This is a genomic window from Pontiella sulfatireligans (assembly GCF_900890705.1).
In the GTDB taxonomy this organism is placed as follows: domain Bacteria; phylum Verrucomicrobiota; class Kiritimatiellia; order Kiritimatiellales; family Pontiellaceae; genus Pontiella; species Pontiella sulfatireligans.
The window spans coordinates 1,140,757-1,154,334 of record NZ_CAAHFH010000002.1; the positions used below are offsets into that span (position 1 = coordinate 1,140,757).

At 54.0% G+C, this 13,578-nt stretch carries 11 protein-coding genes; 8 read left to right on the forward strand and 3 right to left on the reverse strand.

The window, feature by feature from the left end; all coding sequences use genetic code 11:
* Positions 1 to 39: 39 nt before the first annotated feature.
* Positions 40 to 3,276, forward strand: a complete 3,237-nt coding sequence (locus SCARR_RS17815; protein WP_168433409.1) for a DEAD/DEAH box helicase — start codon at positions 40 to 42, stop codon at positions 3,274 to 3,276.
* 389 nt (positions 3,277 to 3,665) lie between these two features.
* Here the strand turns inward: SCARR_RS17815 and SCARR_RS17820 are convergent, their stop codons facing one another.
* On the reverse strand, positions 3,666 to 4,655 hold the full coding sequence (locus tag SCARR_RS17820; RefSeq protein ID WP_136063009.1) for an integron integrase: 990 nt from the start codon (positions 4,653 to 4,655) through the stop codon (positions 3,666 to 3,668).
* Between the two features lie 278 nt (positions 4,656 to 4,933).
* On the opposite strand from SCARR_RS17820, the gene SCARR_RS17825 reads away from it, so the two are divergent.
* The 5 genes from SCARR_RS17825 to SCARR_RS17845 all read left to right on the forward strand — a co-directional run bounded on the left by SCARR_RS17825 (position 4,934) and on the right by SCARR_RS17845 (position 8,264).
* Complete coding sequence (locus tag SCARR_RS17825; protein WP_222846360.1) at positions 4,934 to 5,455, forward strand: nucleotidyltransferase domain-containing protein; 522 nt, start codon at positions 4,934 to 4,936, stop codon at positions 5,453 to 5,455.
* 124 nt (positions 5,456 to 5,579) lie between these two features.
* Complete coding sequence (locus tag SCARR_RS17830; RefSeq protein ID WP_136063010.1) at positions 5,580 to 6,083, forward strand: hypothetical protein; 504 nt, start codon at positions 5,580 to 5,582, stop codon at positions 6,081 to 6,083.
* Between the two features lie 353 nt (positions 6,084 to 6,436).
* Positions 6,437 to 6,742 (forward strand): hypothetical protein, encoded by a 306-nt coding sequence (locus SCARR_RS17835; RefSeq protein WP_136063011.1) that lies wholly within the window; start codon positions 6,437 to 6,439, stop codon positions 6,740 to 6,742.
* Positions 6,743 to 6,805: 63 nt separating this feature from the next.
* A complete protein-coding gene (locus SCARR_RS17840) occupies positions 6,806 to 7,237 on the forward strand; it encodes a plasmid pRiA4b ORF-3 family protein (RefSeq protein ID WP_136063012.1) in 432 nt (143 codons plus the stop codon).
* Positions 7,238 to 7,361: 124 nt separating this feature from the next.
* A complete protein-coding gene (locus tag SCARR_RS17845) occupies positions 7,362 to 8,264 on the forward strand; it encodes a glycerophosphodiester phosphodiesterase family protein (protein ID WP_168433410.1) in 903 nt (300 codons plus the stop codon).
* Positions 8,265 to 8,962: 698 nt separating this feature from the next.
* Here the strand turns inward: SCARR_RS17845 and SCARR_RS17850 are convergent.
* Together SCARR_RS17850 and SCARR_RS17855 are read right to left on the reverse strand one after the other, a co-directional pair.
* Positions 8,963 to 9,613, reverse strand: a complete 651-nt coding sequence (locus tag SCARR_RS17850; RefSeq protein WP_136063014.1) for a flavodoxin family protein — start codon at positions 9,611 to 9,613, stop codon at positions 8,963 to 8,965.
* Positions 9,614 to 9,632: 19 nt separating this feature from the next.
* Positions 9,633 to 10,283, reverse strand: coding sequence for an HAD family hydrolase (locus SCARR_RS17855; protein WP_136063015.1), 651 nt, complete (start codon positions 10,281 to 10,283; stop codon positions 9,633 to 9,635).
* 183 nt (positions 10,284 to 10,466) lie between these two features.
* Between SCARR_RS17855 and SCARR_RS17860 the strand changes: the two genes are divergently transcribed.
* Together SCARR_RS17860 and SCARR_RS17865 are read left to right on the forward strand one after the other, a co-directional pair.
* Positions 10,467 to 11,849 (forward strand): metallopeptidase TldD-related protein, encoded by a 1,383-nt coding sequence (locus SCARR_RS17860; protein WP_168433411.1) that lies wholly within the window; start codon positions 10,467 to 10,469, stop codon positions 11,847 to 11,849.
* On the forward strand, positions 11,846 to 13,429 hold the full coding sequence (locus tag SCARR_RS17865; RefSeq protein WP_168433412.1) for a metallopeptidase TldD-related protein: 1,584 nt from the start codon (positions 11,846 to 11,848) through the stop codon (positions 13,427 to 13,429). Before SCARR_RS17860 ends, SCARR_RS17865 begins: the two co-directional genes overlap by 4 nt.
* Positions 13,430 to 13,578 lie beyond the last annotated feature (149 nt).

A 13,578-nucleotide genomic window follows, 5' to 3' on the forward strand; every position in this document is an offset into this window, starting at 1 on the left:
ATATTGAATCACGCATCAACTTTCACGAATCACTATACTATGCACGTACCATTTACACAGAAAACGCTCGAAGACTGGGCCGGCAAACGCACCTTTCGCGATGGAATGACCCTCTTTGAAAAGGGCAAGGTCGACAAAGCAACATTCGACCCGCCGTTTGTCACCGGCCAGCTTTCCATCGGCATCCGCGGGATGCGGAGCAAATTCGAGATCCTCAAAGACGGCTTCGTCGAAAACCACTGCCCCTGCCGCGAAAACCGCGAAGAAGGAAAAATCTGCGCTCACCTAGTCGCGATCGGCCTCGAAGCGGTGCGCCTCTACTCCGACCCGATGCGGGTCGATAAAATGGCGGAGGAAAAGCGGCGCGCCGACCGCCTTGCCTCGTTCGACGATTCCGCCTACCACGCCCGCGACCCCAACGGCGTTCCGGCCCAGCTGCGCATTACGCTTAAGCAGAGCTGGCGCGAGCGCCTGTCCAGCGGCGAAGTGCCGCTGCGCTGCGCCGTCACCGCCGTCGGCACCACGTATCCGCTGAACGAATTCCCGAAAAAAACGCCGCTCGCCCTGAGCCAGGCCGACGACAACCTCCTTTTCGTGCTCGAAGATATTTCCGAAGGCCCCGCCAAAGGCAAGCTGACCGCCACCCTCTCCGACTTCATCAATATTCTGGAGCTGTGCGGCGGCACGGCAATTTATGAAGGCGGGCGCGACGACTATTTGATGGTCGACGAAAGCATCACCCCGACCTTCGTCCGCATGCAGCTCGACGAGGAAACCGGCGAGCTGGTGCTCTCCATCCACTCCTGCCCAGCTGAATTAAAACACGAAGGCACAAAGGACACGAAACTTAGTGATCTTTGTGCCTTGAGCGAAGCGGGTGTTGAAGAACCAGCTTTTGTGGTGAGCGGAGGCAACGGCTGGGCGCTGCAGGGCGGGGTTTTCACCAAGCTCGAAAAAGTGCTGCCCGGCCCGTTGCGCGCCATCTACGACGCCCCCGTGCGCATTCCGCACAACGCCGTTCCGTCCTTCATGAAAAAAGAGCTCCCCATGCTCGAAAAACTCATGGAGGTCAAAAGCAACATTACGCCCGACATGATGCATCTCAGTCTCGCCAAACCGCGCTACAGGCTGGTCATCGACGGCACGCAAAGCGTGCTCTCCGCCACGCTCTATGCTGAATACGGCATCGTCCAGCTCGTTGCCGGGCGCGACGAAGCGCTCGGAAGCTTTTCAATTCCCGCCGAGGACGACCTGCTCGAATTCCAAATCCGGAACATGGACGCCGAAAAGGAAGCGCTCGAAGTGATCACCGAAGTCGGCTTCCGCGGACACCGCGGCGACATGCTCCGGCAGATCCGCGGCAACCGCGAAGTGCTCAACTTTCTTGGGGGCGGCATTCCGCGCCTGCGCCGCCTCGGCTGGCGCATCGACCTCGACGGCATGGCCGGCGCCTTCATGGACCAGGCCGAAACCACCGTGCCCGTCGTACACGTCAACTCGTCCGCCAGCTCCGGCTTTTTCGAAGTCGGCTACGACTACGAAACCACCGGAGGCCAAAGCCTCGACGACGCCGACATCCAGCGCGCCATCAACATGGGCGAGGCCTTCATCGAAAAGAAAGGCCGCACCATCCTGCTCGACATCGACGCCATCGAAACCGCGCGCGAAGTCTTCAGCGACTGCGCCACCGGCGCCGGCGAGAAACCCGGCACCTTTAAGATGAACGACATCCACGCGGCCTATGTCCAGTCGTCGCTCCTGTCGCTCGACGGCGTTGACCTCGAGACCGCGCCGGAATGGACGGCCAAGGCCGAGGCGCAAAACCGCGACTCCAAAGTCGAACCGGTTCCGTTGGGCCACTTGGAAGACACGCTGCGCGACTACCAGAAAGACGGCGTCTACTGGCTCCGCTTCCTGGAAAAACGAGGTTTCTGCGGCATCCTCGCCGACGAGATGGGCTTGGGCAAAACCCTGCAGGCCCTCACGTGGCTGCAGCTCCAACGCGCAAACGGCGCCGCGCAGGGCGCCCCGGCGCTGATCATCTGCCCCACCAGCCTCGTCGAAAACTGGGCCGAAGAGTCCGAAAAGTTTACCCCCGGCCTGCGCGTGCTCAAGATGCACGGCGCCGACCGCCACAGCCTGTGGGCCGACGTGGCCGACAGCGATCTGGTGATCACCTCCTATGCCCTTATCCGTCGCGACCTTGACGAATATTTGAAGCATACCTTTTCCGTCGCCGCCCTCGATGAAGCGCAGCACATTAAAAACCGCACCACGCAAAACTCGACCGCCGTTAAAAAGATTCAGGCCCACCACAAGCTGGTGCTCACCGGCACGCCGATCGAAAACGGCGTGGCCGACCTCTGGTCGATCATGGACTTTTTGATGCCCGGCTACCTCGGCCATTACAAGGCCTTCCGCGAAAACTATGAACTGCCGATCCAAAACGGCGGGCCCGAGGCTGAGCTGGCGCAAATCAAGCTGCGCCGCAAACTGCACCCGTTCCTCCTGCGCCGCCTCAAGAAAGATGTCGCCAAGGATCTGCCCGATAAGATCCAGCGCGTCGCCCACTGCACGCTGAGCGGCGACCAAGCCAAGGTCTACAAACAGCTGCTCGAAAGCGCCAAGCGCAAGATCAACGATCTCGGCGGCGAACAGGGCTTCAACAAAAACCGCATGGAGGTGCTCAAGGTGCTGCTGCGGCTGCGGCAAACCTGCTGCCACCTTGATCTGCTCAAACTGCCGAACCTCAAGAGCGAATATCCCTCCGCCAAGCTCGAACTGTTTTTCGAGCTCGTAAACGAGGCGCTCGACGCCGGCCACCGCATCCTCGTCTTCAGCCAGTTTACCTCAATGCTCTCCATCATCCGTGAAGAGCTCGAAGCGCGGGAGCTGAAATACTGCTATCTCGACGGCTCCACCAAAGACCGGCAAACCCGCGTGCGCACCTTCAACTCCGACCGCTCCATCCCGCTCTTTCTCATCAGCCTCAAGGCCGGCGGCAGCGGACTCAACCTTACCGGCGCCGACATGGTGATCCACTTCGATCCATGGTGGAACCCCGCCGTCGAAGACCAGGCCACCGACCGCGCGCACCGCATCGGCCAGAAAAACACCGTCTACAGCGTCAAGCTCATCACCAAAAACACCGTCGAAGAAAAGGTGCTGCAGATGCAGCAAAAGAAAAAGAGCGTCATCGACGCCACCCTCGAGAAAGACGGCGACATCAGCTCATCCCTCACCTGGAACGACGTGCAGGAGCTGCTGTCGGTTTAACCTTGAAAAGAAAATGGAACCACTATTTTTCACTAATCATCACTAATAGTGAAGGAGTTGCACTACTGCCGATACTCACCTCCAGGGTGAGTTGACCGCACGTCATTCCAGTGCGTCTAAAGTGCCGTTTTCATTAGGCCCTACGCAGGTTTTTATGGTGCGATGATCGATTTCGCAGCGCGTGGATCGACAACGAGTGTTTGCAACGAATCCAATGGGCCGAAAACGGGACTTTAACAAGGGAAAAGCACTGACCAGTACACATGGAATCCCTCATCTCAACGAGCCCAACCTGCCGGAACATTCGTTGCTTTTCCTTCATTCGTTGCCACTAAATTCTGCGAAGAACCTTTTATTAGGGATTAGTCTGAATTCTCCCCGGCATGCTCCTAAAGCAAATCCAGCGGGCTCTTCACCGCATCGATGTCCTTGTTCATCACATGCGTGTAGATTTCCGTCGTCTTCACATCCTTGTGGCCCATCAGTTCCTGCACCAAGCGTATGTTGACGCCGTTTTCCAGCAGGTGCGTTGCAAAGCTGTGCCGCATCGTATGGCATCCCGCCCGCTTGACGATTCCCGCATTCCGCACCGCCGCCTTGACCGCCTTCTGCAACCCCGATTCCATCACATGGTGCCGCATTTCCTTTCCAGACCGCGGATCGATCGAACGGCTCTTCGACGGGAAAACATACTGCCAGCCGGTCTCGCGGCAGGCGTTCGGATATTTCCGCGCCAGCGCATCGGGGATATATACCTCGCCAAACCCTGCACGCAGATCCGTCTCATGAAGATCCGCCACCTTTTCAACATGTTCCGCCAGCAGCGATCGCACCGACTCCGGCAACACCACCGTCCGGTCTTTCCCGCCCTTACCGCCACGCACGAAAATGCGACCTTGGCCGAAGTCGATATCCTGAATCCTCAGTCGGATGCACTCCATCAGCCTCAAGCCGCATCCATACAGCAGCTGCGCCATCAGCCGATGCGTTCCCTCCATGCTGCGCAGTACCTGCTGAACTTCGTTTTGTGTCAGAACCGTTGGCGGCTTGCGTTGCTTCTTGCTCCGCATCGGCGAGATTTCCCCCAGTTCGATGTCCAGCACCTCGCGATACAAGAAGATGATCGCATTCAACGCCTGCCGCTGCGTCGAGGCCGCCACTTTGCCCTCGCTCGCCAGATGGCTCAGCCAGCGCTCCACCTCTGCCGCGCCCATATCCTTTGGATGTTGCTTCATTCCATAGAATTTTAGAAAACGCTTGATCCAGTCGCAGTAGGTCTGCTCTGTCCGGTAAGCATAATGGTGATATCGCAAAACCTCCCGCACCTGCTCCATGAGCTTAAGATCTGGGTCGGGCTTGAATTTTTTCTTGTTTTCCATGCTTCTCTCCATGAATATGACTCTGTCTAAAAAATACTGATTAAGTATAACATGATTGAGAGAAGAAGAAAGTCCATTTTCCATGTTTGCCCCTTTAATGCGGTCATATGTGGAAAATGTTTTAACCTTGGGTCATATGTGGAAAGCAAAACGGGCTATTTTCCATGTTTACCCCTTTAATACGGTCATATGTGGAAAATGAGTCCATCCCATAAGGGTCATATATGGAAAATTTTCCACTGATGACACTGTTAGCGGATTTAAAATAAGAGAAAACTATGAGTAGAGATTGGGAATCTATTTTCACGACATGGTCGCAAGGGCCAAGTACAACAGAGCAACAACGAGCTGAAAATGCTGAACGTCAAATCCGTCAAGCAATACAAGCTAGTGAGAAGCTAAAAAATAGAAATATAAAGGTCTTCACCCAAGGTTCATATCGAAATCGTGTCAATGTAAGAAAAGACAGTGATGTTGATGTCGGTGTTCTGTGTTTTGATACGTATTTCCCTGAGTATCCCGACGATAATGTGAAAGCTCAGCTTTCGGAGAGTTTTGTTCCAGCCACCTACGAGTATGCCACGTTTAAAAATGAACTTGAAGAAGCTCTAGTCGCGCGATTTGGTAGAGTTGCGGTAACTAGAGGGAGCAAGGCTTTTGACATTAAGGCAAATACTTATCGTGTGGAACCCCCAACCAATAATCAACTCTATACACTACCCGCACCGTGGTCATGTGAGGCCGACACCGAAGAAGAACTCAATCAAATGCTGAATCAATACTTCGATAAAATGCGGTAAAAAAAATCGGGCGAACCAGAGCCTTGACCTTACCGTGAAAACGCCCGTCGATCCGGTCAACGTTTATGCGCACGGCAGGTCAGGCTTAACGTTGGGCTCATAAAATTAAAGAGGAAATATAAAAATGAAGAATATCAATATCCTAATGATTCCAGTGATGGTCTTCGGTCTATTGGGTTGCACAAGTACAGATACATCTCAAAGTTGTACCACTCCAGAACAAACCGATCTGATCGGTATGACGAAGTCTGATCTTAGCAAAGAGCTGGGCGAGCCAAGACAGATTGTGCACTCAACACACGAGTATCCCGATCAGGGCCTCAGTGTGACCGTCCTCGATGAGAAGGTTATTCAATATATAATCAAGCAAGGCTCGAACCGTCAGACCCCTCTCGGCGTGAAGGTCGGCACGCCGATGGCCGAGGTGACCAAGCTATACGGGAACTACACGGCGGAAGAAGAAGTAGAGAAGTGGTTTACTGGTGATGCACCACACGTACTGTACCACCATGATGAATACGACAAGTACAAGATCAACTACCCGGACAAGAACCTCATTTTCATGTTTGATGAGAAGAAATGTGTCGAATCTATATGGTTCGGCTTCCCACCACCCAAATCAAAATAACCCCAGAAGCTTCAGCCTACTGTGAAGACGCCCGTTGAGTCAGGCAAAGCACAAGGCACAGCGGCTGAGCTTTAACGTTGTGCAGATAACGATGGGGCATCCGAGCAGTGTTTCGAGAAACATTAAATTAATGGAGAGCGCAACCAAGGGTGAGTTATGGACGCTGAAGCAGATAATGTTAAATTTCAAGGACTGACCCCTGATCTGGCGTATTCCTTATGGTTTAGGTTGTTAATGGATCCGGTGGTGACCGGATCCGCCCGCGATTCGTTCGCGGGTACGCCATCTTTTTTAACAAGACAACGACCGCGGCGGAATCAACTTCAGCCATAGGGTCTGACTTGGATAATAATATGAAACCAAAATCATCAATCCTACCCTTTAAGCTGAACTTATCCCTTACTGCGGAGTTTTTCCTGCGAAGAGGTTTCTATATCCATGAACAGAACGGAAATCAGCTTCACCTTCTGAAGTCGGGTTCAGCATTGGCAATAACAACTAAAAGAATCCCGCTGGAACTGTCATTCAAGATATCTGAACAGGGAACCGAAGTATCATTGTCATACGGAACATTTGTCTTATTTGACACCGGAGATCTTGCCAAGGAACTTAAGCGGATCATTTCTCAACTGGAACAATTTAAAGAAAAACTAGTCTAACAAGAAGGTGGAGAGTGACGCCTTCGTCGCCCCTCACCATGAAACGTTGGCAGCAGAAAGAACATGATAATAAAACTCAAAATTGAATGCGTATACGGAGCCTATCTTGAAGAGGAGTGCATACGCATTATTGCGCTGGATGATTCTGAATCTTTGTATGATCTACACTACAGAATACAAGATGCCGTGAAGTTCGATGATGATCATCCGTTTACATACTTTACAGCAAACAGCCCTTCGCCGAGGGCAAATCGAATTTGTCTAACGAGTGCCGACGGATGGGCAGCGAAAGAAGATTATTTCGACAAAACTCTATTGAAGGACATTTGGCCTCTTGGAGAAAAGAAGCTGTATTATAGATTTGATTTTGGCGATGACTGGATATTTGAAATCAGGAAAATGCGTTCGTTAAAAGCTGATTCAGAAATTGAAGTACCGCAAGTTTTAGAACGAATCGGACCAAATCCCGAACAGTATCCCTATTACGAAGAATAAAAAATGCCAACCAGTCAATTGAGGCTATCGTGACAACGCCCGTCGATTAGGTCGACATCAGTTGCACTCAGCCTCATCTCAAACGTTCATAGAATATCTATAAGAAATTATCTGAGAAATGATTATGAGAAAACATATAAAATTATGCTTGGTCTGGTGGTGTTGCATCACAGTGATCGCGATTGGACAGATGGATCGTGTGACTTCTAGTTCCGAACACGCGAACCCCGTCTTAAAAGATCTTCTTGATCCCTCTTCCTCGATAGTTTTTATCGCGGCTCACCGCGGAGGCTATGAGAACGACAAAACAGACAAGGCACCGGAGAACTCTGTAGTCAACATCACAAACAGCCAGCGGAAGGGCTACGAGCTTTTCGAGACGGATATCCAGAGAACGAAGGACGGTCACTTTGTGATGGCTCATGACCCGACAATCAATCGAGAAACTTCTGGTGTGGGGAAAGTATCTGATATGACCCTTATTGAACTAAAGGCTCTTCACAAGCGATACCGGGATCGCAGCCTGTCGCCAGAACGAATTGCAACCCTCGAAGAATTTCTAGAGCAAGGCAAAGGGCGCACGGTATTCAAAGCTGATATGAAACCAGGAGTCAGCAAGCATTTTGTTGACATTATGAAGTTAGTGACTGATCACAACGCCCTTGAGGGAATCATCTTTCGAGTGCCTTACCGAGATGCGGAATTTTATGATATTTACAGAAAACAGGGCGGTGTCATTGCCAAACATACACTTATGTTTCAGGTCACTTCGAAAAAACAGGTCGATGACATCAAGACGCGGTTTGATTCCTCAACGATCGAAATTAAGCTGAACAAAGCCGTCCCTACAAACGAGCAGTCGCTCGATCTGATTCGATATGCCACCGATACAGGCTTTATTGTGGAAACACATGCAGAGGGTGGCGAGGAGGATTGGATAAAACTTATCGATGCCGGCGTGCGCATTTTTCACACGAAAACCCCCTCAAAGCTGAAAGCGCTGCTTCAAGCCTCCACTAATCATTAACCGGAATATCAGAAACTATGAGGCAAGCTCAACCAAAGCCTAACCAGAGAATTCACCGTACTGTGACAACGCTCGATTTTTAGGGCAAAGTCATTTGCACAGTCCGGTGATTCAGGACGTCGGTCTTCGAAGAATAGGTCTGGCTTTATGAGCATAGAGATAACAATCGTTCAAATACAAGAGGACTCAATGAACAAACAACAGCACCTCGATTACGTCATCAAACGGGTAGCCTCCTTCGTCCTGTTTATTTGCGAGATCAGGGATTACGGGTTGACGGCATTGGCTGGCAGGCCCACATCCGGATCGCTGAAGGAGAGAATCAATGGGAAACCGGTGCGGTCTCGATGGAAGAGGTATCTAAGTTGATCGACTGGGCTCACGAGAACGATCTCGAGTTTCATGTCACCGAAAACAATATTCTATGGGATGCAATTCGGACTGGTAATTATTTTATCCATTTTTAGCTCCTTCGTATTCGCGCTCATCGCCCTCTTTAGAAATGAAAAATTTTACCCTTATACCGCAGTATTAGTGGTAGCTCTCTTGCTATTCTTAGGATACATGAATTGAATTTTGCCAACCAGCGCGTCGAAAGGGTCAGTCCCGTAATCTAGTAATCCATGTTAATCGGTGGCTGCTCTTCCGGCCTTCCCGCGCATTTCGGTTTTCTTCATGATGCCCCTTCGGCTTGCGAATTAGAATTCGCCTTCGAGGCGGATAAAGTTCATCTGCTCGGCGGTGTTGGTTTCAGGCGCGGGAACGACTCCCTTTGAAGCTTCGATGCACTTCATAATCCAAGCCATATTCTCGCCGAGGTTATCCATCGTCTGCAGCCCTTCCACATCGTGCGCCGTTTCGCCCTGAGCGGTTCCATAGCCCATGTTCCAATAACTGGAACCGGGAATGACCATCTGCGAAATGGTGAAGAAATGGTTCATGGAGTTAATGGCATGCACCGAACCCGCCCGCCGTACGGCGGCAACCGCGGCGCCGACCTTCCCTTTGAGCAGGTTGCCGTTCGCCAGCGTAACATAGCCGGCGCGGTCAACCAGCGCTTTCATCTCGGTCGACATGTCGGCAAAGTAGGTCGGCGAGCCCAGCAGAATGCCATCGGCCTCGATCATTTTGGCGATGCACTCGTTGATATGGTCGTTTTTAATGATGCATTGCTGATCCTGATTCTCGAAACATTTTCCGCAGGCCAGGCATCCCCGCACCGGCTTGCCCCCCAGCTGAACGACCTCGGTTTCGATGCCATGCTTTTCCAACCGCCCGCACACGCGTTTGAGCAGCAGCTCCGTATTTCCGCCCTTCCGCGGGCTCCCGTTGAATGCAACAACCTTCATGTCTTAGCCTCCGTTTAAACTAACCAATCCGTTCACTTATATGATTCTGGACATCGAGCAACGAGTCGAAAACCGGCACGCCGCACGCTTCGAGCCGCGGTCGGCTGTTGTGGCCGTTGGCGACGAGAACACACTCTACGCCCATGGCCTGCGCCACTTCAAAATCGTGCAGGGTGTCGCCGATGAACAGCACCTCTTCCTGAACAACGCCGAGCTCGGCCATGTAGGCTTTTCCGTTTTCCACCTTGCCGGCCGCATAGATGTCGTTGAGGCCGACAATGTCGTCAAAAAACGCCGCCAACTCAAAGTAGTCAACCGCCTGCAGGAGCGCCTCCTGCTGGTAGGCAGACAGCACCGCTTGCGGAACCTGGCGCCCAAACAAAAATTCAATCAGCTCCCGCCCGCCCTCTTGAAGATCGCATTCGAACCGGCGGCGCTCATACTCGGCAATAAACTCTTCTGCAAGCTGGTTGTACGGATCTGCCTGATAATCAAAGCCGAGCTGGCAGTAATAGTCCGAAACGGGAAAGCAGAGCTTGGCCTGATAGGTTTCGACCGAAATCTCCGGAAGCCCCCTGCGCCGGAGCATGTGGTTATTGATTTCGGTGCACAGCCACGTGTCGTCCCACAGCGTCCCGTTCCAGTCCCAGATAATATGTTTACATGGCATGAAGTTCTCAACCCAAGAATTAGTTTAGACAGAATGATTCCGAACGAAGGAAGTGTAAAAATTATTCTGTGCTTAATTATTCTGTCACCTCCCTCCTGCCACTCCGCTCCAACTCGCCGCTTATTTTATTTCGACAACGGTTTTGGAGAAAGGCATCGTCTACCTCAACTTTCAGGAGAAACCATGGACCAGAAATCTTTTTTATCGGAAGCCACGGCGCAGCTGACCGCCTTGGTTGAATCGGGGACGCTGCGGGGATGGAGCTTGAACGCAACAGCTTCGCGGAGCCATCAGCGCCTGTTTGCATCGCCGGAGGGCACAGCCCTCGCCTGCCATCAGAGCCGGCGGGTCGAAGGCGAGGACTGCAAGCTTTCGGTCTACAGCCCCGGCGAGGACGCCAACCACGTCGGCACCGCCTTCATCGACCTGATGCCCTTCCGGCCGATTGCCGAACAGCTTGAAGAAGCGCTCGAACTTTCCCGCGGCAGCCAAAACCAGGCCTGGACGCTGGCCGGTCCACCCGCCATTCCGCCGGCGCCGGTGGAAACGTGCGACCCGCAGCTCCGCGACAATCCGGAAGCCGTGATGGAGGATATCGAGAACCAGTTCACTCAGGCCTTTGCCCGCGCGAATGGATGCCGGCTGAATTCGGCCGAACTTTTTGTAAACTACAGCATCAGCGCACTGACCAGTTCCGAAGGGCTCGCCTACGAAGTCGAGCAAAGCGATGTTTATCTGGAAGCCGCGATGGAAAAAGCAGGCAACGAAAACGACAAGGAAGTGCATGAGCACGACACCTCGGTGGCGGCGGCCGACCTTGATATTGCCGACTTTGTTGAGCGATGCGCTCTGCAGGTCGCAGTGCTTGGAGACAGCGAGGAGCCCGAAACCTCGGGCAGCGCCTCGATCCTGATTGGCAAAGACGCCCTCTCCCAAATGCTTGAAGCCGTGGTGATGCAGCTCAACTGCTCCAACGAATATCTCAAACTCCCCTTCCTCCAGCCGGGCGACCGCTTTGGCGGAGGCGAAGGCGACGCGCTGCAGCTGCAGCTCGACCCCACGATTCCCTGCATGGCGCTCTCCGCCGCCTATGCCATCGACGGCATGCCGGCCCGCGCCGGCGCGTTGATTGAAAACAACAAGGTCGTCGACCGCATCGTCGGCAACCGCTTCGGCCAATACCTCGGGCTCGAGCCCAACGGCCTGAGCGGCAACCTCGTGGTCGAGGCCGGCACCCTGACGCCGGATGCGTTGCAAGGAACCGAATATGTCGAGGTGATCAAATTTTCATCGCTTCTGATCGACTCCCAAAAGCTGACCTGGAGCTCCGAGATCAAGCTCGGGCGCCACATCGCCGCCGACGGAAGCGTAACACTGATTAAAGGCGGCGTTGTATCGGGCAACCTGAAAGAAAACTTTACCGGATGCCGGCTTTCTTCAACGCTCGGCAACGTCAGCTCGCCCCCAAGCAGCTACTCGCCGGCGCTGGGCTATCGAGGCCCCGACGCCATGCTCATCACCCGAGGCGTCAGCATGGCCGGACAAACCAAAGGAGAGAACGCATGAACACGATTCCTTACCCCTTGAAAGACGAGCTCGCCGCCTTTTTTCCAATGCTTGGAAAACTGGTCCAAACCCTGGAAGCCGGCGTTAAAAAGCGCCTCTATGCTTTTGCAACGCTCGAAGACCTCGACCAGTTCCAAAGCAATGTGAGCCGCACGGAAACCAGCAGCATAACCGCCGACCGCGGGCTCGTGCTGCGCATTCTTGCCGGACACCGCAACTTTGAATATGCAACCAACTGCTTCGACGAAGCCGTCTTGCTAAAGGAAGCGGAAACCCTGCGCAAAGAAGCGCTGGCCTATCTGGACCAGCAAACCGCCCCCGCAGTCTACACCCCGCTGGGCTGGAGCGAAGAACCGCTCGATGCATTTGCCGAACCGGTTCGCGCACAAATTCTGAGCGGCGGTTCGCTGCCCACAGCCCAGACGCCCGTACATTTTGGAAGCGCCTACGATCCGTCGATGTCGGAGTCGCTGAGCAAAACCGAAACCACGCAGCGCTCGCGCGCCCTGAAAGAGGCTATCGAGAAAGCCGGGGGCGACCAGCTCGCCTCCGCCGGCACAATGATCCGCCGAAAAGTGAAGAGCCGCTTGTTTGTTGACCGCACGCGCATGATGTCGCAGTCGCTGTTTTCCAGCCTGTACTATCTCTACGCCGTCACCCCGTCGGGGAAAACCGTGCGCGACATTGTCGGCGGCATGGCCGGCGCCGAAGCCGCCATTTCCATCGACGATGCCGTGGTTGCCAAGCTGGTTGAAACTGCCGTAAAGCTCGAAAACGCGCCGCACATTCAGCCCGGCCGCTACCGCATCATCAGCGGCCCCGATGTGACCGGCGTGATTGCCCACGAAGCCTTCGGCCATACGCAGGAAGGCGACACCTGCCGCCTCGGCCGCAGCTGCGCGCCGGGACTCCGTAAAAAAGGAACGCTCGTCGGCAACGAGCAGGCATCGATCATCAACAACGCCGGCGTCTTTTCCATGGGCAAGACTCCGTACGGCGTGAACGGCACGCACTTTTTCGACGACGAGGGCTTTATTGCCCGTCCGCAAGTTATTCTGGACAAAGGCGTACTCTCCTCGCCGATGAACGATCTGATCTCGTCGCTCGTCGGCGACATCAACGGCCCAGCTGCGCGCCAGTCGAACGGCAAGCGCGAGAGCTGGAAACGCCCGCTGATGCCGCGCCAGACCAACACCTACTTCACTGCCGGCGACAAGACGCTCGACGAGCTGGCCGAGCTGTGCGGCGACGGCTTCATTGCCGAACACGCGCACGGCGGCATGGAAGATCCGAAGGGCATGGGTCTCACCGCCGGCACGGAATATCTTGAAGAGGTCAAGGGCGGCAAGCGCACCGGCAACCTGTTCCTCGGCCCGCAAGGCGGACACGTTGAACTGTCCGACCCAGTACCGCGCCTGCTCCAGTCCATCATTGCCAAAAGCACCATCGAAGCCGACGGCACGCCGGACCAAGGCGAGCCCCACAACAAATGGGGCGGCTGCGGGAAATACCACAAGGAAGGCGTCGAAGCCGGTTGCGGCGGCCCGTGGATTCTGTGGGAAGGCATCACCTGCGGCTGAGCCAATAGGAGAAATATAACACGAAGGCACCAAGGCCTCTAAGAAAAGCAATAAATCAGCAGCTCTTCGTGTTCTTTGTGCCTTAAGTAAGTTTGCGAACGGGTGTTAATTATCCCGTTGTACTGCACGAAAAAGCCCGCTCGGAGAGC

Coding starts and splice junctions, on each gene's coding strand:
- SCARR_RS17815 (WP_168433409.1), top strand. CDS start 40: ATGCACGTACCATTTACACAGAAAACGCTCGAAGACTGGGCCGGCAAA.
- SCARR_RS17820 (WP_136063009.1), bottom strand. CDS start 4,655: ATGGAAAACAAGAAAAAATTCAAGCCCGACCCAGATCTTAAGCTCATG.
- SCARR_RS17825 (WP_222846360.1), top strand. CDS start 4,934: ATGAGTAGAGATTGGGAATCTATTTTCACGACATGGTCGCAAGGGCCA.
- SCARR_RS17830 (WP_136063010.1), top strand. CDS start 5,580: ATGAAGAATATCAATATCCTAATGATTCCAGTGATGGTCTTCGGTCTA.
- SCARR_RS17835 (WP_136063011.1), top strand. CDS start 6,437: ATGAAACCAAAATCATCAATCCTACCCTTTAAGCTGAACTTATCCCTT.
- SCARR_RS17840 (WP_136063012.1), top strand. CDS start 6,806: ATGATAATAAAACTCAAAATTGAATGCGTATACGGAGCCTATCTTGAA.
- SCARR_RS17845 (WP_168433410.1), top strand. CDS start 7,362: ATGAGAAAACATATAAAATTATGCTTGGTCTGGTGGTGTTGCATCACA.
- SCARR_RS17850 (WP_136063014.1), bottom strand. CDS start 9,613: ATGAAGGTTGTTGCATTCAACGGGAGCCCGCGGAAGGGCGGAAATACG.
- SCARR_RS17855 (WP_136063015.1), bottom strand. CDS start 10,283: ATGCCATGTAAACATATTATCTGGGACTGGAACGGGACGCTGTGGGAC.
- SCARR_RS17860 (WP_168433411.1), top strand. CDS start 10,467: ATGGACCAGAAATCTTTTTTATCGGAAGCCACGGCGCAGCTGACCGCC.
- SCARR_RS17865 (WP_168433412.1), top strand. CDS start 11,846: ATGAACACGATTCCTTACCCCTTGAAAGACGAGCTCGCCGCCTTTTTT.